20 protein-coding genes are annotated in these 22,625 nt (G+C 74.9%); 7 read left to right on the forward strand and 13 right to left on the reverse strand.

Translation table 11 applies throughout. From position 1 onward, the window contains the following. Positions 1-4: 4 nt before the first annotated feature. Positions 5-1,033: a transporter substrate-binding domain-containing protein gene (locus ABH931_RS07275; RefSeq protein ID WP_370111057.1), complete on the forward strand. Its 1,029-nt coding sequence runs from the start codon at positions 5-7 to the stop codon at positions 1,031-1,033. Between the two features lie 89 nt (positions 1,034-1,122). Further along, positions 1,123-1,863 carry a GNAT family N-acetyltransferase gene (locus ABH931_RS07280; protein WP_370111059.1) on the forward strand — a complete coding sequence of 247 codons (741 nt, stop codon included), beginning with the start codon at positions 1,123-1,125 and terminating at the stop codon, positions 1,861-1,863. On the opposite strand, the gene ABH931_RS07285 is transcribed toward ABH931_RS07280, so the two are convergent. Both ABH931_RS07285 and ABH931_RS07290 read right to left on the reverse strand, forming a co-directional pair. Next, the gene (locus ABH931_RS07285; RefSeq protein WP_370111061.1) at positions 1,790-3,127 is read right to left on the reverse strand and encodes a uracil-xanthine permease family protein; all 1,338 of its coding nucleotides are present in this window, start codon (positions 3,125-3,127) and stop codon (positions 1,790-1,792) included. The two genes, ABH931_RS07280 and ABH931_RS07285, sit on opposite strands and share 74 nt — an antisense overlap. After that, the gene (locus ABH931_RS07290) at positions 3,124-4,275 is read right to left on the reverse strand and encodes an aryl-sulfate sulfotransferase (RefSeq protein ID WP_370111063.1); all 1,152 of its coding nucleotides are present in this window, start codon (positions 4,273-4,275) and stop codon (positions 3,124-3,126) included. Before ABH931_RS07290 ends, ABH931_RS07285 begins: the two co-directional genes overlap by 4 nt. A gap of 122 nt (positions 4,276-4,397) precedes the next feature. Here ABH931_RS07290 and ABH931_RS07295 point away from each other — a divergent pair, with 122 nt between their 5' ends. Further along, positions 4,398-4,985: a helix-turn-helix domain-containing protein gene (locus ABH931_RS07295; RefSeq protein ID WP_370111065.1), complete on the forward strand. Its 588-nt coding sequence runs from the start codon at positions 4,398-4,400 to the stop codon at positions 4,983-4,985. A 51-nt stretch (positions 4,986-5,036) separates the two neighbouring features. Here ABH931_RS07295 and ABH931_RS07300 read toward each other — a convergent pair whose 3' ends face one another. Further along, on the reverse strand, positions 5,037-6,020 hold the full coding sequence (locus ABH931_RS07300) for a zinc-binding alcohol dehydrogenase family protein (RefSeq protein WP_370111067.1): 984 nt from the start codon (positions 6,018-6,020) through the stop codon (positions 5,037-5,039). A 455-nt stretch (positions 6,021-6,475) separates the two neighbouring features. Here ABH931_RS07300 and ABH931_RS07305 point away from each other — a divergent pair, with 455 nt between their 5' ends. Next, complete coding sequence (locus tag ABH931_RS07305; RefSeq protein WP_370111069.1) at positions 6,476-7,612, forward strand: aliphatic sulfonate ABC transporter substrate-binding protein; 1,137 nt, start codon at positions 6,476-6,478, stop codon at positions 7,610-7,612. A 35-nt stretch (positions 7,613-7,647) separates the two neighbouring features. Here the strand turns inward: ABH931_RS07305 and ABH931_RS07310 are convergent, their stop codons facing one another. The 5 genes from ABH931_RS07310 to ABH931_RS07330 all read right to left on the reverse strand — a co-directional run bounded on the left by ABH931_RS07310 (position 7,648) and on the right by ABH931_RS07330 (position 12,015). Further along, complete coding sequence (locus ABH931_RS07310; protein WP_370111071.1) at positions 7,648-8,844, reverse strand: hypothetical protein; 1,197 nt, start codon at positions 8,842-8,844, stop codon at positions 7,648-7,650. Positions 8,845-8,937: 93 nt separating this feature from the next. Further along, complete coding sequence (locus tag ABH931_RS07315) at positions 8,938-9,531, reverse strand: TetR/AcrR family transcriptional regulator (RefSeq protein WP_370111073.1); 594 nt, start codon at positions 9,529-9,531, stop codon at positions 8,938-8,940. Between the two features lie 63 nt (positions 9,532-9,594). Next, a complete protein-coding gene (locus ABH931_RS07320; RefSeq protein ID WP_370111074.1) occupies positions 9,595-9,951 on the reverse strand; it encodes a VOC family protein in 357 nt (118 codons plus the stop codon). 69 nt (positions 9,952-10,020) lie between these two features. Then, positions 10,021-10,731, reverse strand: a complete 711-nt coding sequence (locus ABH931_RS07325) for a type 1 glutamine amidotransferase domain-containing protein (RefSeq protein WP_370111076.1) — start codon at positions 10,729-10,731, stop codon at positions 10,021-10,023. Positions 10,732-10,767: 36 nt separating this feature from the next. Beyond that, a complete protein-coding gene (locus tag ABH931_RS07330) occupies positions 10,768-12,015 on the reverse strand; it encodes an NADH:flavin oxidoreductase/NADH oxidase family protein (protein ID WP_370111077.1) in 1,248 nt (415 codons plus the stop codon). A 308-nt stretch (positions 12,016-12,323) separates the two neighbouring features. Here ABH931_RS07330 and ABH931_RS07335 point away from each other — a divergent pair, with 308 nt between their 5' ends. Next, entirely contained in the window at positions 12,324-12,464 is a 141-nt protein-coding gene (locus tag ABH931_RS07335) for a hypothetical protein (protein WP_370111079.1), read from the forward strand. On the opposite strand, the gene ABH931_RS07340 is transcribed toward ABH931_RS07335, so the two are convergent. The 3 genes from ABH931_RS07340 to uxaC form a co-directional block, all read right to left on the reverse strand. Beyond that, positions 12,457-15,150: an AAA family ATPase gene (locus ABH931_RS07340; protein ID WP_370111081.1), complete on the reverse strand. Its 2,694-nt coding sequence runs from the start codon at positions 15,148-15,150 to the stop codon at positions 12,457-12,459. The genes ABH931_RS07335 and ABH931_RS07340 overlap by 8 nt on opposite strands. 324 nt (positions 15,151-15,474) lie before the next feature. Then, positions 15,475-16,860, reverse strand: coding sequence for a mannitol dehydrogenase family protein (locus tag ABH931_RS07345; RefSeq protein WP_370111082.1), 1,386 nt, complete (start codon positions 16,858-16,860; stop codon positions 15,475-15,477). Beyond that, positions 16,857-18,278 carry a glucuronate isomerase gene (gene uxaC, locus ABH931_RS07350; protein WP_370111084.1) on the reverse strand — a complete coding sequence of 474 codons (1,422 nt, stop codon included), beginning with the start codon at positions 18,276-18,278 and terminating at the stop codon, positions 16,857-16,859. Before uxaC ends, ABH931_RS07345 begins: the two co-directional genes overlap by 4 nt. 97 nt (positions 18,279-18,375) lie before the next feature. On the opposite strand from uxaC, the gene ABH931_RS07355 reads away from it, so the two are divergent. Both ABH931_RS07355 and larC read left to right on the forward strand, forming a co-directional pair. Further along, a complete protein-coding gene (locus ABH931_RS07355; RefSeq protein ID WP_370111086.1) occupies positions 18,376-19,731 on the forward strand; it encodes a lactate racemase domain-containing protein in 1,356 nt (451 codons plus the stop codon). Continuing rightward, the gene (gene larC, locus ABH931_RS07360) at positions 19,732-21,015 is read left to right on the forward strand and encodes a nickel pincer cofactor biosynthesis protein LarC (protein ID WP_370111087.1); all 1,284 of its coding nucleotides are present in this window, start codon (positions 19,732-19,734) and stop codon (positions 21,013-21,015) included. It abuts the gene before it with no gap. On the opposite strand, the gene larB is transcribed toward larC, so the two are convergent. Both larB and larE read right to left on the reverse strand, forming a co-directional pair. Next, entirely contained in the window at positions 20,961-21,650 is a 690-nt protein-coding gene (gene larB / locus ABH931_RS07365; RefSeq protein ID WP_370111089.1) for a nickel pincer cofactor biosynthesis protein LarB, read from the reverse strand. The two genes, larC and larB, sit on opposite strands and share 55 nt — an antisense overlap. Further along, positions 21,643-22,503, reverse strand: a complete 861-nt coding sequence (gene larE / locus ABH931_RS07370; RefSeq protein ID WP_370111091.1) for an ATP-dependent sacrificial sulfur transferase LarE — start codon at positions 22,501-22,503, stop codon at positions 21,643-21,645. The genes larB and larE overlap by 8 nt, the downstream gene beginning before the upstream one ends. Positions 22,504-22,625 lie beyond the last annotated feature (122 nt).

A 22,625-nucleotide genomic window follows, 5' to 3' on the forward strand; every position in this document is an offset into this window, starting at 1 on the left:
AGCCATGCCCAGCTCCCGCAGCAGCAGAGTCCTCCGCAGCCTGTCCGCAGGCACCGTCGCCGCAGCGCTCACCGTGGGCCTCGCCGCCTGCGGGAGCGCCGCCTCTTCCGCCTCCTCCGGCTCCGCCGACAACGTCGCGCCCGGCGCCGTCACCGTGGCCGCCCTGTCCAACGGGGCCGGCACGCAGACCGACATCAAGGTCGCCGAGGTCGCCGCGCTCCACGCCGAGCTGCCCGCCTCGGTCGCCAAGAGCGGCCAACTGGTCATCGGGGTCGGGGCGTTGCCGGCGGGCTTCCCGCCGCTGGCCTTCGTCGGCAGCGACCAGCAGACCCTGACCGGCTCCGAGCCCGACTTCGGCCGCCTGGTCGCCGCCGTTCTCGGCCTCAAGCCGGTCGTGCAGAACTCCACCTGGGAGAACCTGTTCGTCGGCATCGACAGCGGCCGCACCGACATCGGCTTCTCCAACATCACCGACACCGAGGAGCGGAAGAAGAAGTACGACTTCGCCTCCTACCGCCAGGACAACCTCGCCTTCGAGGTCGTGAAGAGCAGCACCTGGAACTTCGGCGGCGACTGGACGACCCTGGCCGGCAGGACCGTCGCCGTCAGCTCCGGCACCAACCAGGAGAAGATCCTGCTGGAGTGGCAGGCCAAGCTGAAAGCGGCGGGCAAGCAGTTGACGATCAAGTACTACCCGGACAACAACGCCGTCCACCTGGCGCTGCTCGGCGGCAAGATCGACGCCTACTTCGGCCCCAACCCCGGCATCGCCTACCAGATCGCCCAGGACGCGAAGACGCCCACCCCGACCCGCAACGCGGGCACCTACTCCGGCGCCGGCGCCTCGCTCCAGGGGCTGATCGCCGCGACGGTGAAGAAGGGCAGCGGGTTGGCCCAGCCGGTCGCTGACGCGATCAACTACCTGATCAGGAACGGCCAGTACGCGAGGTGGCTGGCCGCCTGGAACCTGTCCGACGAGGCGGTCACCAGCTCCCAGGTCAACCCGCCCGGCCTGCCGCTCAGCGACTCCTGACGGCCCGGCACCATCGGTCGGCGCACCCCGCAGCCGCTGCGGGGTGCGCCGCCCGAACCCCGTGAGGAGAGACGGAGATCCGCAGCACCGTGTCCACCAGCGTCCACCGGCCGCAGCCCCACAGTCCGGCCACGCCGCACGTCCTCGACAACCCCGCCTGGGCGGCGCTCACCGGTCCGCACGCCCGCTTCGCCGAGCGCGTCGGCCGGGCTGCCCGCTACCCCACCGACGTCTCCCCGTTCACCGCCCTCGCCGACCCGATGGACCCGCGCGCCTGGGACGACCTCGCCGCCTTGGTGGGGCCCGGCAAGCTGACCCCGTTCAGCGGCGCGGTCCCGCCCGCCGAGGGCTGGGAGATCGTGCAGGCGGGCGAGGGCGTCCAGCTCGTCGACACCTCGCTGCGGGCCGAGCCCGCACCAGAGGCGGTCCGCCTCGGACCCGACGACGTCCCCGAGATCCTCGATCTGATCGCCCGCACCCGACCCGGTCCCTTCCTGCCCCGCACCGTGGAACTGGGCACCTATCTCGGCATCCGCCACGAGGGTCGGCTCGTCGCCATGGCGGGCGAGCGCCTGCGCCCTCCCGGCTGGACCGAGATCAGTGCCGTCTGCACCGACCCCGCCCACCGGGGGCGGGGCCTGGCCACCCGCCTGGTCCGCGCCGTCGCGGCGGGGATCAGGGAGCGCGGGGACGTCCCCTTCATGCACGCGTCCGCCGCGAACACCGGCGCCATCCGGCTCTACGAGTCCCTCGGCTTCACCCTGCGCCGCCACACGTCGTTCCTGCTTCTGCGGGTTCCGGAGAGGAAGGAGCACGCGACGCAGCCGTGAGCCGCGCCGCGGCGAACAGGGCCCGCAGCGCGACCGCCGTCAGCGTGCCGGCGACGACGCCGCTGCCCAGGACCGTGCGGAGCCAGTCGGGGAAACCGCCGTAGAGGGCGGGGGCCACCACCGGCAGCAGACCCACCGTCAGCGCCAGACCGACGACGAGGGTGTCGGACGAGCCGCTCCCGGCGGACCGGCCGAGCATCTCCACGCCCATCGCCGTGATCAGCGCGTAGACGACCAGGGCCGATCCGGCGACGGCCGCCGGAGGCAGGCCCGCCACCAGGCGGGACAGCGGGGACAGGAGACCGACCGCGATCAGCAGTGCTCCGGCCGTCGCGGTCACGAAGCGGCTGCGCACGCCGGTCAGCCGGTTGATGCCGATGTTCTCGGAGCTGGTCACCAGCGGCGGCGTACCGAGCAGCCCGCCGAACAGGGAGACCAGCGCGTCGGCGCGGGCCACCCGCGGCACGTCCCGGCCCAGGCGCGGCGTGGCGCTGTTGAGCGCGGTCTGACCGGTGGCCTCCGCCAGCGAGGTGAGGCTGAACAGCATCAGGGGCAGCGCGGCGGCGAGGTCGAACCGCGGCGTGCCGTAGGGCAGCAGCCGCGGCAGGGCGAAGCCCGTGCCGGTGGCCGGCACGAGCCGGCCCAGGCCGGTCAGCACCGCGATCACCGTGCCTCCGGCCAGCCCGACCAGGACGGCGGACTGCCGCCAGGCGCCGCGCAGCAGCAACCGGGCGACGAGCGTGACCGCGACGGTCGAGGCGGCCGTCGCCAGGGCGCCTGACGCCGCGCCGCCGCCGGGGCCGGCCAGCAGTTGGGCGGTCACCCGGACCATGGAGATCCCGACCAGCAGCACCGTCACACCCGTGACCAGCGGCGGGAACAGCCCGGCGATCCGCGCGTACAGCGGCGTCACCGCCAGCAGCAGGGCCGCTGCCAACAGCACCGAGCCGGAGGCGACCGCAGCGCCGTGGTCGTGCGCGATCTGGAGGAAGAGCGCCGTGGCCGCGCCGCCGGGCAGCATCACGAACGGCAGCCGGGCGCCGAAGCCCCACCGGCCGAGCGACTGGAGCAGCGAGCCGGCCCCCGACAGCACGAGCGCCCCGCTCAGCAGCGCCGCGGACTGACCGGGCGTCAGCTTCAGCCCCGCCGTGACGAGGAAGACGGTGGACACGGGTGTGGCCACCATGGCCAGCACGTGCTGGAGGGCGAGCGGCGGCAGGCGCCGCAGCGGCAGGCCCTGGTCCTCGACGGTGGGGGTGCTCACGGGCGGGTCTCCAGCCACGGGATCTCCTGCGGTGCGTAGCGGTAGGCGCGGAACACGGCGTTGGGTTCGGCCGGGAACAGCGAGCGGACCTCGGTCTCGGTGTAGGCGCCGAAGTGGGGGACGACGTACTCCCAGCACAGGTAGCCGTCGGCGGTCACCTCGAAGAGGCGTCCGGCGGGGGAGTCGGTGACCAGGGTGTTGCCGTTCGGAAGCCGCTGGGCCGAGCCCATGAAGGGGGCGAAGAACGACTCCTTGGCCGGGTCGTGGTACTCCCACGCCACCGTGCCGTCCGTCCGGTCGAGCTCGATGACGCGGGAGTACGGCACGTCGTGGCCGGGGCGGAACACGCCGTTGTCGAAGACGAGCAGGCGGCCGTCGTCCAGTTCGGTGGGGTCGTGCTGCTGGGAGACCGTGCCAGGTCGGGTGCGCCACAGGATCTCGCCGGTGGCGCGGCTGATCACCACCACGGCCGAGACGCTGCGCAGACTGGCCAGGATGTTTCCGTCGGCGAGCGGGGTGACGCCGTTGATCAGCGGCCAGTGCTCGCGCGCGTAGTCCGGGTGCAGCGGGTACTGCTCGCGGTCGAGGTGCTCGGCGGCGCGCCAGGACCAGCGGGTGGACCCGTCCGGTCCCACCTCGGTGATGGTGTCGGCCCAGACCGTCGCACCGGCCGGTCCGCGCGCCCCGTCGGCCCCGTCGGCTTCGGAGCCCGGGACGCCGCCGCGCACGGCGGCAGCCTGCGCGCCGCGCAGCGGTTCGAGGCCGGTGTAGAGCACACCGCCGTCATCGAGGTGGTGGGCGTCGTGGTGCTGGCGCGGATCGCGGTGCTCCCACAGGACGGTGCCGTCGGGCGCGGCCCGCAGCATCACCCCGCCCCGGTACTTGTGCCACATCGGGAAGAGGGCGTCCTCGCCCGACAGCACACCGTTGTAGGCGAGTTCACCGCCGCACACGATCCGGGCGTGGCGGCCGGGCCGGTAGGGCAGGCGCCAACGGTGCACGTCGCGGCCGTGCAGGTCCACGAGGTGGACGTCGCCGCCACCGGTCAGCGGGGCGAACAGGGTGAGGCCGGGGAACGCGGCGTCGGGGTCGAGGGCGATGAGCCCGGTGCCGCGGCGGCGGCGCTGGTTCTGGTCCACGCGGGGCATGGGCACTCCGAAGGCGTCAAAGTTTGTTTGATGGAGACAAAGCACTTTGAGGCTAGGGTCGCTGTGTGAAGAGCGTGTTGCAGCGGTGCGAAACGTGGGCCGGGTCTGCGTAGGGTGAGGCCATGAGCGACGGGGCGGCAGGGGCGAACGGGTCCGGGCGTGCACAGCGCGCGCCGCAGCTGGGCGGCGCGGTCCGGCGGCGGCGCCGGAGCCTGGAGCTGACCCTCGCGCAGGTGGCGGACCGCACCGGACTGTCGGTCCCGTTCCTCAGCCAGATCGAGAACGACCGCGCCCGCCCGAGCATGCGCTCGCTCCAGCGCATCGCGGACGGGCTCGCTACCACCGCCGTCGAACTGCTGGCCGCCGCCGACGCCACCGCCGACGCGGTCGACGTCGTGCTCGCCGTTGAGGACGCGGGCCTCACGCCCGAGGCGGGCGTCCGCCCCCTGGTCCGGGGCCGACGTCGGCTCCACGCCCTGGAGTTCACCGGCCCTCACGAGGCCGACCGGGAGTTCCTGCACGAGGGAGACGAGCTCATGTACGTCGCGGACGGCGCGGTGGAGGTCGAGGCCGACGGCCGCGTGCACCGGCTCGACCGGGGTGACACGCTCTACCTGCCTGGGGGAGTGCGTCACCGCTGGCGCAGCACCCGCCCCGACACCCGCCTGCTGCTGGTGGCCGTCTCCGAGCCGGCCCCCTCCGCGACGTAGCAGGGCGGGTCCGGCCCGGTCCGGCTCCCCGGGGACTCCTTGCCCGGGGTCTCACCAGACGGCGAGGACGACCTTGCCGGAGGTGCGGCCGGACTCGAACGCGCGGTGGACGGCGACCACGTCCTGCATCGGCCGGACCGTGGGCGACTGGTGTGCGAGTTCACCCGAGGCGAGCGCCGACAGGGCGCGGGCCAGGTGCGTGCCGAGGGTGTCGGGGGAGCGCCGGGCCACGTCGCCGATGTTGTAGCCGGCGAGGCCGCGGTTGTTCTTCCACAGGTCCCGGACGTCCGCCTGCCAGTCCTCGTGGCGTCCAAGGTCGCCGTAGACGACGACCCGGCCGAACGGGGCGAGCAGGTCCAGGCTCGCGCGGCGGACCGGGCCACCGACCGGGTCGAGGACCAGGTCGACGCCCTGGCCCGAGGTCGCCTCAAGGACGCCGCCGGTCACCTCGTCCCGCAGGAAGAGCGCGTCGTAGCCGAGTCGGTCGGCCAGAGCGAGCTTTCCGGGCGAGCCGACCGTGCCGAACACGCGCGCCGCGCCGAGCGCGCGGGCGATCCTGGCGGCCGCCGAGCCGACCCCGCCCGCCGCCGCGTGGATCAGCACCGTCTCTCCGCCCTGGAGGCGGCCCGCGTCCGTGAGCACGCCGTAGGCGGTCGGGTAGACGCACGGAACGGCCGCCGCGTCGGCGAGCGGCAGCGCGCCGACCGGCTGGACGAACTCGGCTTCGGCGAGCACGAATTCGGCGTAGCCGCCGAAGTGGGGCAGGTACGCGGCGACACTGCTGCCGACGGCGAGGCCCTCGACGTCCGATCCCAGGTGGACGACGACGCCGGAGATCTCCAGGCCCGGGACGTCGTAGCCGCCGAGGCCGTCCGGCTCGCCGAACTCGCCGCGCCGGTGCTGGACTTCGGCGAAGTTCAGGCCCGCGTACGCCACCCGGACCAGGACCTGGCCCGGTCCGGGCTCGGGCCTCGGGCGCTCGAACTCCTCCAGAACCTCCGGGCCGCCGTTGGACGTGAAGCCCCATGCGCGCAACTGCCCGCTCCTTCTTCTCGATCCCCCTGTGGTCGGTCAAGGTAGACCGGGGCAATCAGGTTCGACAATCTCGATCTACTGTTCACAAAGCGAGACGCCAGGTCTTGAATCCTGGGACTCATGGCGGTGTCGTGGTCCTCCCGGGCGCCCGGGTCGCCCTGCCTCAAGCGCTACTCCCGGGATGTGGGACGAATCGTCCTGACATCCGGTCATCGCTGGACTCGGCGCGCGGGCAACTGCGAGTCTTCCGGGCATGTCCGGTGCCGGAACTCCCCTGGTAGGTCGACTCCATGTCGACCTCGGCGGCATGTCCAGCGCCCTCTGTCCGGTGATCTGAGCCCCGTCCCGCCGCCCTCGCGGTGAGTCCGACGCGCTTTGTCCGCTGTCGGCTCGGGCCGGTCACCGTCGCCACGCACGTCCGCACATCCTCGACCCACCACCGGAGGACCACTCCCATGTCTCAGCGCGCCCGTTCGTCCCGCACCACCCGGATCAGACGAGCCGCCCTGGCCGGCGTCGCCGCCGTGACCGCCGCCGGGCTGCTGACCGCGTGCAGCTACGGCTCGCAGGCCGCCACCTCGTCCTCTGACAACAGTTCCGCCTCCTCGGCCGCGTCGGGTCCGGCGTTGTCGGCGAGCACCGTGCACATCGGCTACTTCGCCAACCTGACGCACGCCACCCCGCTGATCGGCATCCAGGACGGGAAGTTCCAGCAGGCCCTGGGCGGCACGAAGATCGCCACGCAGATCTTCAACGCCGGCCCCAGCGAGATCGAGGCCCTCAACTCCGGCGCCATCGACATCGCCTGGATCGGCCCCTCCCCCGCCATCAACGGCTACGTCAAGTCCCACGGCGCCGCCCTGAAGATCATCTCCGGGGCCACCTCCGGCGGCGCCGAACTCGTCGTCAACCCCGCCACCATCAAGACCCTGGCCGACCTCAAGGGCAAGAAGATCGCCACCCCGCAGGCCGGCAACACCCAGGACGTCGCCCTGCTCAACTACCTCGCGGGCAAGGGCTACAAGGAAGACCCCAAGACCGGCGCCGGCGACGTCTCCGTCATCCGCACCGACAACTCCCTCACCCCCGCCGCCTACGCCGCCGGCCAGATCGACGGCGCCTGGGTCCCCGAACCCACCGCCTCCAAGCTCGTCTCCGAAGGCGCCAGGATCCTCCTCGACGAGAAGACCCTGTGGCCGAACAACCAGTTCGTCTCCACCAACGTCATCGTCTCCCAGACCTTCCTGGCCGCCCATCCCGACGTCGTCAAGGCCGTCCTGAAGGCCTCCGTCGACACCAACGCCTGGATCCAGGCCAACCCCGCCCAGGCCAGGACCGACGCCAACGCCGCCCTGAAGGCCCTCACCGGCAAGGCCCTGTCCACCAAGGTCCTGGACGCCGCCTGGAGCGAGCTCACCGTCACCGACGACCCGCTCGCCGCCTCCCTCCAGGCCGAGGCCCAGCACGCCGTCACCGCCGGCTTCATCAAGCAGCCCGACCTCACCGGCATCTACGACCTGACCCCGCTCAACCAGGTCCTCACCGCCGAGGGCAAGCCCACCGTCTCAGCCGCCGGTCTCGGCGCCCAGTAGCCCACCGAGGAACGCGAATCCCCCGGCGCGCGGCGTCAGCGTGACGTCGTCTCGAGCCGTCGGGGGAGGCGGTGGAGGTCGCCGTGGACCTGGGCCGGGTCGGCGATCGCGGCAGGCGTGGCACCGGGGAGTGAACGGTCCGCACACCAGTCGCGCGGGACGAGCATCGCCCCGGCCACCAGCAGCAGGACGGTCCACAGGCGCAGGTCGCCGAGCAGGGCCTGGTTCCCGACGAGGCCGGGGGCCAGGTGCAGGCCGGCGAAGGCGGTCAGCGACCAGATCGGGACGGGGTGCCGCAGGCCGAGCAGCTCCCAGCACAGGGCGCCGACCAGCAGCCCCGCGGTGTAGTAGGCGTAGACGCCCGGGTCCAGCGCGATCCGGGCGCCGACGCCCAGCAGCAGCACGGCCTCCCAGCGGCCCCGCACCACCGCCCACAGGCCGAGACCGCAGCCGACGACCAGTTGGGCGAGCCGGTCCCAGGAGGGCGTCCCGGCGGTGCCGACCCCGAGCGCGCGCAGCGCCGAGGAGGGCTCGTTGACGATGGCGTACTGCGTCGCCGACAACGTGCCCGGGTCGGCCAGCACGAAGGGCAGCCAGGCGAGCAGCACGGTGACGGCCGCGTAGACGGCGACGTGGCGCCGCCGGATCCGGGGCGCGGCCAGGACCAGCGGGAGGAAGGCCAGCGCCCACGGTTTGGCGTCCACGGCCAGACCCAGGCAGAGCCCGGCCGCCGCCGGGGCGTCCGCGAGCAGCGCCCGCACGGCGAGCACCGCGCAGAGCAGGGCCAGCGCGTCGTCGAGATGCCCGTAGTGGACGGCCAGCGACTCCCACACCACCAGGAACACGCCGCCGCCCAGCACGAGCGTTCGCCGCAGGGCGGCGGGACGCCGCAACAGGTCCGGACGGGCCGTCACCACGCAGCGTTCCAAGGTGTGCAGGACGAGCAGTCCGGCCGCCGTCATGGCCAGCTGGCCGGCGACGACGCCGTTGTCCGGGCCGATCGACCGCAGCAGCTGCGCGCAGACGAACGCGAACGGGCCGATCTGCAGGCCCGGGTAGTTCGCGTAGAGGTGCAGGCCACCGGGCGGGTTCGCGCCCGCCCCGCCGAAGAGCAGAGCGCTCCCGTGGGAGAAGTAGTGCCACGAGTAGGCCCCGCCCGGCATCTCCACGACCATCCACACCAGCGCCCACAGCGCCAGCGCCCACCGGTACCAGCTCGTCCGCAACGACACGTCCGAACACCTCCCCACACCGTTCGCTCCCGAAGTGGGTGACGCCGCGGCGCCCGTCCCGGGTTCCGTGGTGGCGCCGGCGCGGCCCGCGCGTCAGGCGGAGGCCGGGGTGGCGGCGACGGCGAGGACCGCGTGGACCGCGCCGCGGACCTGGGCGGCGACCGCCTCGGGGGTCGAGGCGTCGAGCTTGCCATCCAGGTGCAGGAAGGCCAGCCCGTGGACGAGCGCCCACACCGCGGTCGACAGCGCCTCGGCGTCGGCGTCCGGGAAGACACCGTGGACGATGTCGCGCACGTACTGCGTGATGGCGGTGGTCGCGGCCACCCGCTCCTCGTTGGCGGGATCGCACGGCTCGGCGAACATCGCCCGGAACAGCGGCGGGTGGTCCAGCGCGAACCGCACGTAGGCGAGCGCGACCGCGGCGAGTTCGTCCGGCGTCGTGGGTGCGGGGTGCGCGGCGGCCAGGGCCGCCGCCAGCTCGCGGTAGCCCTCGGCCGCGACCGCGGACAGCAGCGCCTCGCGGTCGGGGTAGTGGCGGTAGGGGGCTGTCGCCGACACCCCGGCCCGCCGGGCCACCGCGCGCAGGGAAAGGCCGGAGCTGCCGTCCTCCTCCAGCAGCTCCCGCGCCGCCCGCAGGCAGGCGGCGCGCAGGTCGCCGTGGTGGTACGGGCCACTCGCGGGCGGCATGGCTCACCTTCTCCTGCGGTTGCGGCGGACGCGTCCGCGCTTCATGTAAGCGACGTACACATCCTAGTCCACGCAGAGGCAGAAGGGGTGCCCGGCCGGGTCGAGCAGCACCCGGACGTTCCCCCGGGGCTGGTGCTCCGCGACGGTGGCTCCCAGCGCGACCGCCTCGCCCACCGCGGACTCCAGATCACCGACCTGGAAGTCGAGGTGCATCATCGGGCGCTGCTCCCCGTCGGCCGGCGGCCAGACGGGCGGCCGGTAGCCCTCCGCCTGCTGGAACACGAAGAACGGTCCCTGCGGGGAGGCGGCCACGACGGCCGTCCCGGGCTCCTCGTGCCCGATGTGCCAGCCGAGCAGCTCGGCGTAGAACCTGGCCAGCCCGCCGGGGTCCGGTGCCTCGATCGCCGTTCCCCACCACATGCCGGTCGTCCGCGATTACATGCGGGTAGCCTGCCCCATGCCGGCGGGCTTGTCCTGCGGAACGGCCGACTACCGTGCTCCCACGCTCATGTCCGCCATGAGCCGCCTGGCCAGCTGCTCGGAGGAGGCTGGGTTCTGGCCGGTGTAGAGGTTGCGGTCGACGACCACGAACGGGCGCAGCGGGATGTGCCCCTTCACGTAGTCGGCGCCGTACTCCCTCAGCCGGTCCTCCAGCAGCCAGGCGGCCTTCCAGCCGAAGCTGTTCAGCCTCTCCTCGAAGTTGGACAGTCCCGTCATGCGGTACCCGGCGAACGGCCAGGAGCCGTCCTCGTTCGTGGCGGCCAGTGCCGCGGCCGGCGCGTGGCAGAGCAGGGCGAGCGGTCGGCCGGACCGCAGGACGCGGGTGAGCAGCGCGCCCGAGACCGGGTCGAACGCCAGGTCCTCCATCGGGCCGTGTCCGCCGGGGTAGAAGACCAGGTCGAAGTCGTCCGGGTCCATGTCCTCCAGCCTGCTGGGACTGTTCAGCTGTGCCTGGATCGAGTCGAGATAGCGGGCGACCTCGCGCAGCGTGGTCGGCCAGCCGGCCGTGAAGGACATGCTGAGCCTGTCCAGCGTCGGGACCCTCCCGCCAGGGGTCGCCAGCGTGACGTCCCAGCCGGCCTCGGAGAAGGCCTTGTGCGGCAGCGCCAGTTCCTCGCCCCAGAACCCCGAGGGGTGTTCCTCCCCGTCCCGCAGCGTCCAGTGGTCGGCGGCTGACACCACCATGAGGACCTTGGTCATCGTCGTCTCCCTCACGCGGTTGGCCACCATCATCGATCAGGAGGACCGCTGCTGCGAGGCGGGCAGCCAGGCGCGGTAGCCGCGCAGGGCGCGGCGCTGGTGGTGCTGCTCGGACAGCAGCGCGACGGCCGGGTGGGTGCCGGGTCGGGGGTCGGCGCCGCGGGCCAGGCGGCGCAGCTGGTGGCGGACCATCGCCATGCTCGCCGCGGAGGCGAGGGCCTTGTCCTTCCAGGCCACCGGACGCATCCGGCGGTCGGCCTCGCGGTCGGCGCGCCAGCGCTCGGGCAGGTCGGGGGTGACGGACAGCGCGGTGCCGATCCCGACGACCTGGACGCCGCTGCCGAGCACCGCCTCGGCGGTCGCGCGGCGGGCGATGCCGCCGGTGAGCATCAGCGGGAGGGGGCTGGTGGCGACCAGTTCCTCGGCCAACTCCAGGAAGTAGGCCTCACGGGCGGCGGTGCGCGCGTCGGCGGGCCGGCCGGTCATGGCCGGGCTCTCGTAGCTGCCGCCCGACAGCTCGACCAGGTCGACGCCGAGCGGCGCCAGCCACTCGATCACCTGGCGGGCGTCGTCGGCGTCGAAGCCGCCGCGCTGGAAGTCGGCGGAGTTGAGCTTGACCGCGACCGCGAAACCGGGCGAGACGGTGCCGCGCACGGCGCGGACGACGTCCAGCAGCATCCGGGCCCGGTTCTCCAACGCGCCGCCCCACCGGTCGGTGCGCCGGTTGACCAGGGGGGAGAGGAACTGCGAGAGCAGGTAGCCGTGCGCGGCGTGGATCTCCACGCCGTCGAAGCCCGCCTCCTCGGCTCGGCGGGCGGTGACGGCGAACCGCTCGACGGTGGCGTCGATCTGGTCGGGGGTCATCGCGACGGGCTTGCCGAACCGGCTGCTGAGCCTGCCGAGGTCGACAGCGACGTCGGACGGCCCCCACACGACGCCCGGCATGTCGGAGGCGATCTGCCGCCCGGGGTGGTTGATCTGCATCCAGATCTGTCCGCCGCCGGACTTGCCGGCCTTGGCCCACTCGGTGAACGGCGCCAGCGGCGTGGTCACGTCGAGCACGACCCCGCCGGGGCCGGTCAGCGCCTCTGCGTGGACCATCACGTTGCCGGTGATCAGCAGTCCGGTGCCACCGGCGGCCCAGCGCCGGTAGAGGTCGGCCAGCCGCCGGTCGGGGAGCTGACCCGGGCCCGCCAGGTTCTCCTCCATGGCGGCCTTGGCGATCCGGTTGGGCAGAACGGCTCCGGATCGAAGGGGCAGGGGTGAGAACAGCTCGTCGGCCATGGGGTCTCCAGTTGCTCGGCGCAGATGTGTACGCCGCTTACATTAATCGAGGGATGTAAGCGGCGCAAACATGCGAGGGTGCTCGGTGGGCAGCCGCGTGACGCGCGGCCGTGCGACCGGTGGTGGGACGAGCTCGGCCGGCCTGCGTGGCTGCGGGCGGCGGCCGCCGAGGTGGCGAGCCGCGCCGGGTCGGGCACCGATGTGAGTACCGATCACTCACGCGAGGCGGTGGCGGCGCGCCCTACGTTGGGGCCTCCGCCGGACAGCCGCAGCTCCTGGCCCTGCCACGCCTTGATCGGAGATCGACCTTGCTCCCCGAGAACCGGAACCCTCTTCTTCGTGCGGTCGCGTTCCTGGCCGCCGTCTGGCGCAACCCGTCCACGCGGACGCTGGTGTGGGCGACGGGCACCATGCTCGGTGTCGTCCTGGTCGTGATCGCCGTCAGGTGAGCTGGTGCCGGGACGCGTCGGCGATGCCCAGCGCACCGGCCAGGTCCTGGCGGCCCGCGACGCCCAGCGTCACGTAGGCGCGCTGGAGCTGGTTCTCCACGGTGCGCACCGACAGCGAGAGCATCCCCGCGATCACCTTGTTGGTCGCGCCGTTGGCCGCCAGCAGCGCGATCTCGCGCTGGCGGCCGCTGAGCGCCGTCGTGCTCTCGGCCGGAATCAGCAGCGGCGTGCGCGCGCCCTCGCAGCGCGCGGCCGACGCCGCCGCGCTCCGGGCCGCCGCGGTGGCCTCACGGGTGCGGCCGGCGCGCCGCAGCGCGACCGAGGCGCTGTTGGCGGCCTCGGCGGCATGCAGGTCGGCGCCCAGGTCCCGCAGCTGCGCCGCCGTGGCCAGCAGCAGGTCCGGGTCCGCGCCGGCCAACGCGGAGGCCAGGCCCAGCCGAGCGGCGGGCCAGGCCCCCTGGCAGGTGGCGGCGAGTTCGCCCAGCCGCCCGACGACGTCCCGGGCGCCCCCCAGCCGCGCGGCCTCCGCCAGCAGCAGCCCCTCGGTGGTCAGCATGCCGGCCTCGCCGGCCGCGGCGGCGCCGTCGCGCAGGAGGCGGCAGGCACCGGTCAGATCCCCCTGCGCGGCGGCGGTCCACGCGCGGGCCAGGCAGGCCGTGTCCCGGTACAGCGGCAGGCCCGTGTGCGCGTCCGCCTCGGCGAGGAGCTGACGGGCGGCCGCGCCGTCGCCGAGGACGGCGACGCAGACCGCGAGGCCGTTCAGTGCCGCGTGCAGGGCGCTGGTGCTGCGCTGGGCCCGCGCCCGGGCGGCGGCCTCGGCGTACCAGCGACGGGCGGTCGCCGGGCGCCCGGCCAGCCACTCGGTGAGACCCAGGTTGATCGCCAGCCAGGTGGCCGGGACGGTGATGTCCGCCTCCGTCAGCTCTCCGAAGGCCCGCTCACCGACCTCGCGCGACCGCGCCAGCGGCCCCAGGCTGCGCAGCGACGCGCTCAGGCCGATCAGCTGGGAGGCGGGGTGCGGATACAGGCTGCACTGGTCGAGGCGTTCGTGGTGCCGGTGCACGGTCCCGGCGAACGCGGCCGCCTCGGCGCTGCGGCCGGTCATGTCCAGGGCCGCCACCTTCATCATGGCCCCGGCCAGCCACGCGGCGGCGTCCGCCGCGCCGTCGGAGTCGGTGCGCAGGTCGGCCTCGGGCCGCAGGTCGTGCAGCAGCTCCAGGCCGCGGGCGGGCTGACCGGCCGGGATGCGGACCGCGGCCTCGCTGTGGCGGAGCATGCGCAGCCAGTGGTCCCCGGTGACCCGGGCCTGGGCCCGCGCGTTCACCACCAGCGCCTCCTCGGTGCGGCCCGAGGCCCAGAACAGGTTCATCGTGCGCGCGCAGGCCACCGCCACCACCTCCGCCTCACTGGTGGCGGCGGCGTCGGCGTCGGCGAGCACCGCCTCGGCCTCCTCGGTCTCGCCCAGCTCGAACAGGACCTCGCCGAGCATGTGCCGTGAGGCGACCGATCGCCGCCCCTCGGCCTCGGCCGCGCGCAGCAGCCGGGCGGCCAGGGGGTAGTCGTGGGCGTGACGGGCCAGCGCCGCGGCTTCCAGCAGCATCCCCGGATCGGCCGTACCGGTCGCGGCGAGCTGCCAGGCGGCCAGCCGACGCCGGTCGTCGCCGCGCCGGGCCCCGCGGGCGGCGGTGCGCTCGATCTGGGCCAGCAGGTGCTGGCGCCGGCGCAGCGGCGCGAGGCCCGCGCGCAGTCGCTCCCCGTACAGCGGGTGGGCCAGGGCGATGTCGGTTCGGCGCCGGTCCGCCGTGGTCCGGATGATCCCGGTGGCCTCCAGGTCGGCCAGGACCGGGAGCTCCGCCAGGGCCTGCGCGTCGGCCAGCGGGACGGGTGCGCACAGCGCGAGCAGCTCCAGCACGGCACGGCCCTGTGCCGGAACGGCGCTCAGCCGGGCGTCGACCAGCTCGGTCAGCCGCGACGTCAGCTGCGCCGCGACGGGGGGCTCCGGGTCGGTGAGCGACCACAGCTCGCCGTCGAAGGCCAGCCGCCCTGCCGCCGACGCCCCCGCGACGAGCTCGCGCAGGAACAGCGCGTTGCCGTCCGAGACGCGGTGCAGCTCCCAGACGGTCCGCCGCGCGGCGGGTGCGCCCAGGGCCTGCCGCAGCACGGTGTCGGTCTGCTCGGGCGTGAAGGTCCCCACGTCCACGCGGTGGACCGAGGTGTCGCCGCAGAGCGCCGCGACGGCCGCGCCGAGCGGCTGCCCGGTCCGGACGGTGGCCAGCAGGCGGAGCACGCCCGCGTCCGTCAGCTGGCGCAGCAGCACGGCGGAGGCGGAGTCCAGCAGGTGGAGGTCGTCGATCAGCAGCACGCAGCGCCGGTCGCGTTCCGGTCCGGCCAGGCGCCGTGCCACGGCGGCGAACCCGCGCACCGGATCGGACAGGTCCACCCCCGGCGGGAGCAGATGGGCGACCGCCGCCAACGGCATCTCCGCCGCGGCGGCGGTGGCCGTCGCCCGGCCGCCGCGGAACCCCGCGCGCACCGCCCTGGCCAGGAACTCCTCGGCGAGCCGGGTCTTGCCGACCCCGGCCGGTCCCGAGACCACCAGCCCGCGGCAGGTGCTCCACGCGGCGTCGAACTCGGCGAGTTGCTCGTCGCGTCCGGCCAGCGGCCACAGGGAGGATCTGATGTTCATGACGCTCTCCGAGCCGCTCGTGCGCATGCCGCCGGGTCACCGTGTCGCGCGGCGAACCTGGCCGACCGCACCGGCGCGGCCGAGTGTAGCGAGCCGGGGTGAGAGGGTCGGCCGCGTCTCGCCGCCGAGCGCGGTCGCGCTCGGCGGGCGGCGTCAGCGGGGCGGGCGCGGGGTCGGTTCGCGGCTTGCCGCCGGCCGATGGGATTCCGGCCGGGCCCGGCTACTGCGGCTCGGCGCAGCCGCGGGTGTGGCGTGCGGTCGATTCGCGGCCGCTGTCGGCCGATGCGTTCTGCGGCCGGGCCGGGCGCCGCCGCGTGCGGGGCGTCAGGTGGCTGGGCGGGGCAGCATGCCCTCCGCCAGGGCCGCCACCCCCGCGGCGAGTTCGTCGTCCTCGGCCAGCGCGGGGTCGAGCAGGGCGAGGACGCGGCGGGTGGCGGCGGGGAGCGGGCCGGTGGCGAGGGCCGGGTCGGCACCCGCGTCGCGGACGGGGGCGCCGTGGCCGCGCAGGTGCAGGAGCCAGGCGGCCAGGACCGTGGACGCGCCCTCGGGCAGCCGTCCGGCCGCGCGCTCGGCGCGCAGCACCGGCAGGACGCGGACGGGGAGCTTCTGGGAGCCGTCCGCGGCGATCTGCGCCAGCGCGTGGCGCAGCCGAGGGTTGGCGAAGCGGGCGAGCAGCTCGTCCCGGTAGGCCGTCAGCTCGTCCTGCGGCAGGTCGAGGTGACCGGTCGCCTCCCGCCACCACGCGAGCAGCGCGCGGCGGCACTCCGGGTCGGCGACCGCCTCGGAGACGGTCGCGTGTCCGTGAAGCGGACCGAGGTAGGCGAGCAGCGAGTGGGCGCCGTTGAGCAGCCAGAGTTTGCGCCGCTCGTACGGGGTGACGTCGGGGACGAACCGGGCTCCCGCGTCCTCCCAGCGCGGCCGTCCGGCGGGGAACGCGCCCGCGAGCACCCACTCGGTGAACGGCTCGGTGACGACCGGCGCAGCGTCCGCCAGGCCGGTGGCCGCGCGGACCGCGTCGAGGTCGGCGGGTTCGGTGGCGGGGGTGATCCGGTCGACCATGGTCGTCACCCAGGAGGCGTGCCCGGCGGCCTCGGCGAGCTCCGCCGAGCCGCTCGCCCGCGCCAGCTCCGACACCACCCGTGCCAGGACCTCGCCGTTGCCCGGCAGGTTGTCGCACGGCACCACCGCGACGGGCCCGCCGCCCGCCCGGCGGCGCTCGGCAAGGCCCGCGAGGACGCGGCCGGCGGCGGTGACCACGGGGGCACCCTCGCGCAGGGCCGCGAGGTCGGCGGCGACGTCGGGACGGCCGGTGTCGAGGTCGCCGTCGGCGCGGCGGGTGTAGCCCGCCTCGGTGACGGTGAGCGTCACCACCGCGAGGGCGGGATCGCGCCAGTAGCGCAGCCACGCGTCGTGGTCGGCGCCCGGGTGCGCGGCGGTCACGGCGCCCAGCACCTCGGCCCGGTCGCCGTCCGGGCCCCGGGTGAGCAGGGTGTACAGGCCCTGTTGGGCCGTCAGCCGCTCGGCGGGGCCGGTGCTGCGGCCGGTGAAGGCGGCGATGCCCCACGCGGCGGCGTCCCCGGCGTGCTCGGTGTACCAGGCCTGGTGGGCACGGAAGAAGTTGCCGAGCCCCAGGTGCAGGACGCGGACGGGAGCCGCGGGGCGGCCGTCGCCCGCCGCGCGGGACAGGCGGCGCGCAGGCGTGGCCGTCACAGCTTGAACGCCCGTCGCGGGTTGGCCGTCACCAGCGCGGCGGCCGTGTCGAACGCCTCGTCCTCCTCCAGCCGGTGCTCGGCGACCAGTTCGGCGAGCATGCCGCAGTCCAGCCGCCGGGACATGTCGTGCCGGGCCGGGATCGAGCAGAAGGCCCGGGTGTCGTCCACGAAACCCGAGGTGCGGGTGAAGCCCGCCGTCTCGGTCACCGCGCGGCGGTAGCGGCGGATCGCGTCGGGGGCGTCCAGGAACCACCAGGGCGCGCCCGCCCAGACCGACGGGTAGAAGCCGGCCAGCGGCGCGATCTCGCGGGAGAAGACCGTCTCGTCGAGGGTGAACAGCACCAGCTGGAAGCCGTCGACGGTGCCGAACCGCTCCAGCAGCGGGCGCAGCGCCTCGGTGAACTCCGCCCGCAGCGGGATGTCGTGGCCGGTGTCGGGGCCGAACCGCTCGAGGGTGGGGGTGTGGTGGTTGCGCGCGACGGCCGGGTGGAGCGTCATCACCAGCCCGTCCTCGCAGGACATCCGGGCCATCTCCAGCAGCATGTGGCGGCGCAGCGCGGTGCACTCGGCCGCGGTGGCCTCGCCCGCCAGGGCGGCGGCGTAGACGCGCGTCGCCTCCGCGCGGCTGAGCGGGTCGGTGCGGACGTCGGCGTGGCTGTGGTCGGCGGAGGTCGCGCCGTGCTCCACGAAGTACCGCCGCCGCGACTCCAGCGCCCGGACGTAGCCGTCGAAGTCGCCGGTGTCGGTGTCCGCCGCCCCGCCCAGCCGGGCGACCGCCTCGGCCCACCCCGGCTGCGCCGGTTCGAGGTAGCGGTCGGGCCGGAAGGTCGGGACCACCCGCCCGTCCCAGCCCGGATCGGCGGCCAGCGCCCGGTGCGCGGCCAGGTCGTCGCACGGGTCGTCGGTGGTGGCCAGCACCTCGATGCCGAAGCGGCGGAACAGCGCGCGCGGCCGGAACGCGTCCTCGGTCAGGCTCTGCGCGATCCGGTCGTAGATTCGGTCGGCGCTCTCCGCGCTCGGACGATCGGTCACGCCGAAGATCTCCGCCAGCTCCGACTCCAGCCACGCGCGCACCGGTGTGCCCCGGTAGACCGCCCAGTGCTCGCACAGCCGCCGCCAGACCGCGCGGGCCTGGCTCTCCGTCAGCTCGCCCGCCCCCACGCCGAGGTCCGACAGCGGCACGCCGCTCGCGTGGAGCAGCCGGGTGACGTAGTGGTCGGGGGTGACCAGCAGCGTCGCCGGGTCGGCGAACGGCCGGTCCTCCAGCAGCAGCCGCGGGTCCACATGTCCGTGCGGGGAGATGATCGGCAGCTCGCGCACGCTCGCGTAGAGCCGCCGGGCGAGTGCCCGCACCCCGGGATCGGGTGGCAGCAGGCGGTCCGGGTGCGGGCGGAGCGGAGCGGGGAGGACGGACATGCTGGGAGTCTCGGCGCCCGCGGCCGGGGCGGCAATCGGTTGCCGCCAGTTGCCGCAGCGTCTTGCGGCGCCCGGGCGGGCATGGTGCGCTGCGGTCATGAGTGCCGAGAGTGCCCCACCGCGCACAGGCCAGGGCCTGACGGGCCGGCTCCACGCGACCAGGACCCCGACCGCCGGGGCCCTCGTCGCGGACCGCCCCGCCGCCGTCATCGGCGGTCCCGGCGTCCGGCTCGACGAGGAGCAGGTGCGCGCGTTCGTCGCCGAGCAGTTGGCGGCGGAGGACCTGGACGGCCGCAGCGTCTGCCTCGTCGTCCCCGACGGCACCCGCAGCTGCCCGCTGCCGCTGCTGCTCGACGCCGTCCACGGCGCCCTGCACGGACGGGTGAACCGGCTGACGGTCCTGATCGCGCTCGGCACCCACGCGGCGATGGGGGAACGGGAGCTCGCCGCGCACCTCGGCTACGACGAGGGGCGGCTCGCCGAGCGCTTCCCCGGCACGACCGTCCTCAACCACGCCTGGTGGGATCCGGGCAGTTTCGCGAGCGTGGGGACGGTCAGTGCCGACCGGGTGGCGGAGCTCTCCGGCGGCCTGCTGCGGCAGGAGGTGGACGTCCGGCTCAACCGCGCCGTCGTCGAGCACGACGTCGCGCTGGTCGTCGGCCCGGTGTTCCCGCACGAGGTGGTCGGCTTCTCCGGCGGCAACAAGTACTTCTTCCCCGGCGTGGCCGGGGCCGAGATCATCGACCTGTCGCACTGGCTCGGCGCCCTGATCACCAGCGCCGAGATCATCGGCACCCGCGGCATCACCCCCGTCCGCGCGCTGATCAACGAGGCCGCGCAGCTGGTCCCGAGCCGCCGGCTCGCGCTCTGCCTGGTCGTCGAGTCCGGCACGGGCGCCCTCCACGCAGCCGCCTACGGCACCCCCGAGGCCGCCTGGGCGGCCGCCGCCGACGTCTCCGCCGAGACCCACGTGCGCTACCTCGACGCGCCGGTGCGGCGCGTGCTGTCGGTCATGCCGGAGAAGTACCAGGACATCTGGACCGCCGCCAAGGGCTTCTACAAGCTGGAGCCGGTCGTCGCCGACGGCGGCGAGGTCGTCCTCTACGCCCCGCACGTCACCCGGATCTCCGAGATGCACCCGGAGATCGAGGAGATCGGCTACCACTGCCGCGACTGGTTCACCGGCCAGTGGGACCGCTTCGCGCACCTGCACTGGGGTGTCCTCGCCCACTCCACCCACCTGCGCGGCGCCGGCACCTGGGACCCGGAGAACGGCGAACGCTGCCGCGTCACGGTCACTCTCGCCACCGGCATCCCCGAGGAGGTCGTCCGGGCCGCGAACCTCGAGTACCTCGACCCCGCCACCGTCGACGTGGACGCCTGGGCGGCCGACCCCGACACCTTCGTCGTGCCGCAGGCCGGCGAGGTGCTCTACCGCCTGCGGAGCAGCTGAGTGCGCGCGGCCTGGATCGACGCGGGCGCCGGCGTGGCCGGGGACATGCTGCTCGGCGCGCTCACGGACGCGGGCGCACCGCTGGACGCCGCGCAGGCGGCGGTGGAGGCGGTCATCCCCGCCACCGTGCGACTGACGGCGGAACAGGTCACCCGCGCCGGGCTGCGCGCCACCCGGGTCCGGGTCGAGCCGCTCCGCGCCGACCAGCCCCACCGCACCTGGCAGACGATCCGGGAACTGCTCGACGCGGCTTCGTTGGCGGAGCCGGTGCGTTCGCGGGCGCTCGCGGTCTTCACCCGCCTCGCGGCGGCCGAGGCCCGGGTCCACGGCGTCCCCGCCGACGAGGTGCACTTCCACGAGGTCGGCGCGTGGGACTCGATCGCGGACGTGGTCGGCGTCTGCGCCGCCCTGCACGCCCTCGGGATCGAGAGGGTGACGGCCGGGCCGGTCGCCGTCGGCTCGGGCCGGGTGCGGACCGCGCACGGCGAACTGCCGGTGCCGGTGCCCGCCGTCGCCGAACTTGCCGCGGGCTGGCGGGTGTTCGCGGGCGGGGCGGGCGAGCTGGCCACCCCGACCGGGGTGGCCCTGGTCACCGCGCTCGCCGCGGCCTGCGAGGACCTGCCGCCGCTGCGCCTGCACACCACCGGCGTCGGCGCGGGCAGCCGCGACACACCGGGGCGTCCCAACGTCGTCCGCGTGCTGGCCGGCGCGCCCGCAGACCGGGAGGAGGCCCCGCACGACACCGGCGACCCGGGCGGGGCGCTGCTCCTGGAGGCCAACGTCGACGATCTCGACCCGCGCGTCTGGCCCGGCGTGCTGGCCGCCCTGCTGGAGGCGGGCGCCTCCGACGCGTGGCTGACGCCGATCCTGATGAAGAAGGGCCGTCCCGCCCACACCCTCTCCGTGCTCGCCCGGCCCGACCTGGCCGCCGCGCTGCGGGTCGTGGTGTTCCGCGAGACCAGCACGCTCGGCGTGCGCGAGCACCGGGTGCACAAGACCGCGCTGGCGCGCGGCTGGGCGCAGGTCGAGGTCGACGGTGGTTCGCTGCCCGTCAAGATCGGCCACCAGGACGGCGTGATCGTCCAGGTCACCCCGGAGTTCGACCCCGCCGCCCGGCTCGCCGCGCGCAGCGGCCTGCCCGCCCGCACGGTGCTGGCGTCGGCCGAGCACGCGGCCGCCGCTCGCGGCCTCGTCCCGGGCGCGCCGGTTCCCCCGGACCTGCGCCGCACTCAGGACGAGGGCGCGGGCCCGGCGATCTGGGCGGCGAGGTGGCCCGCGCCGTAGCCGTTGTCGATGTTGACGACCGCGACACCGGGGGAGCAGGAGTTGAGCATCGACAGCAGCGGTGCGACCCCGCCGAACGCGGCCCCGTAGCCCACCGAGGTCGGCACCGCCACCACCGGCGCGGACACCAGACCCGCCACCACGCTCGGCAGCGCGCCGTCCATGCCCGCGGCGACGACCACGACGCGCGCACGGCGCAGCAGCTCCAGCCGGGCGAGCACCCGGTGCAGGCCCGCCACCCCCACGTCGACCACGAGCTCAGTGGCGCGCCCCAGATGAGCGGCGGTCAGCTGCGCCTCGCGGGCGACCGGCAGGTCCGAGGTTCCGGCCGCCAGCACCACGACCAGCCCGCCGGACGGCTCCGGCGGTGCCGGCGGCCAGGCCAGCAGCCGCGCGTCGGCCGCGTGGTGGGCGTCCGGCAGCTCGGCCAGTACCGCGCGGGCGTGTTCGGCCGAGGCGCGGGTGAACAGCGTCGGCGTCTCCCGCTCGCCGACGGCAGTGGCGATCGCCCGTACCTGGTCGGCGGTCTTGCCCTCGCAGTAGACCGCCTCCGGGTAACCGCGCCGGGCGGCCCGGTCGTGGTCGAGCCGGACGAACTCCTCCAGCGCCGCGGGGGGCGTCCAGCCGTCAGCCATGCTTGGTCACCTCCACCAGCGGCAGCGTGAACGCGCCGGACTGGATGCCCGCCAGGTCCACCGCGACCATCCGGAATCCGGCCGCGCGCACCGCCGCCAGCAGCGGCTCGCGTAGCTCGCCGACCGCGCGGGCGAGGTCGTCCACGGGCAGCTCGACGCGGGCGACCTCGCCGTGGTGACGCACCCGCCCGTCGGCGAACCCGAGGGCCCGCAGCGCGTGTTCGGCCTGCTCGACCTGGGCCAGCTTCGCCGGGGTGACCTCCTCGAAGTGCGGGATGCGCGACGCCAGGCAGGGCGCCGCCGGTTTGTCGGCGCAGGGCAGCGCGAGTGCGCGGGCGATCCGCCGGACCTGCGCCTTGTCGACGCCCGCGTCCGCGAGGGGGCGCAGCACGGCGTGCAGCGTCGCCGCCCGGCTGCCGGGCCGGTCCGGGCGCAGCACGTCGTCCGCGTTCTCGCCGTAGGCGACGGCGGCCAGACCGTGCTCGGCGACGACGGACTGCGAGATCCGCGAGAACAGCTCGTTCTTGCAGTGGAAGCAGCGGTCCGGGCCGTTGGCCCGGTAGGCGGGCAGCGCTCCCTCGTCGGTGGTCACCTCCACCAGCCGGGCGCCGAGGTACGCGGCGACGCGGTGCGCCCCGGCTCGCTCGTCGGCGGCCAGACTCGGTGAGACGCCCAGCACGGCCACCACCCGGTCCGGGCCCAGGGCGCGCAGCGCCAGGGCGAGCAGGACGGAGGAGTCCACGCCGCCGGAGAAGGCGACCCCCAGCGGTGCGCGTCCGCGCAGTGCGGCGGCCACCCGCTCCTCGGCCCGCGCCTCCGCTCCGGCGAGCACGACGGTCAACGGCTCGGTCACCACCCGGTGCCTCCTCGATGTGGGGACGGTCAGCGCGACTCTAGGCCGGGGCGCCGCCGCAGTGGCAACCGGTTGCCGCGTGTTGCCGTCGACGGCCCGTGTGGCCCTCGACGGCCGTGCGG

The sequence above is a fragment of the Streptacidiphilus sp. MAP12-33 genome, assembly GCF_041261265.1.
GTDB lineage: Bacteria > Actinomycetota > Actinomycetes > Streptomycetales > Streptomycetaceae > Streptacidiphilus.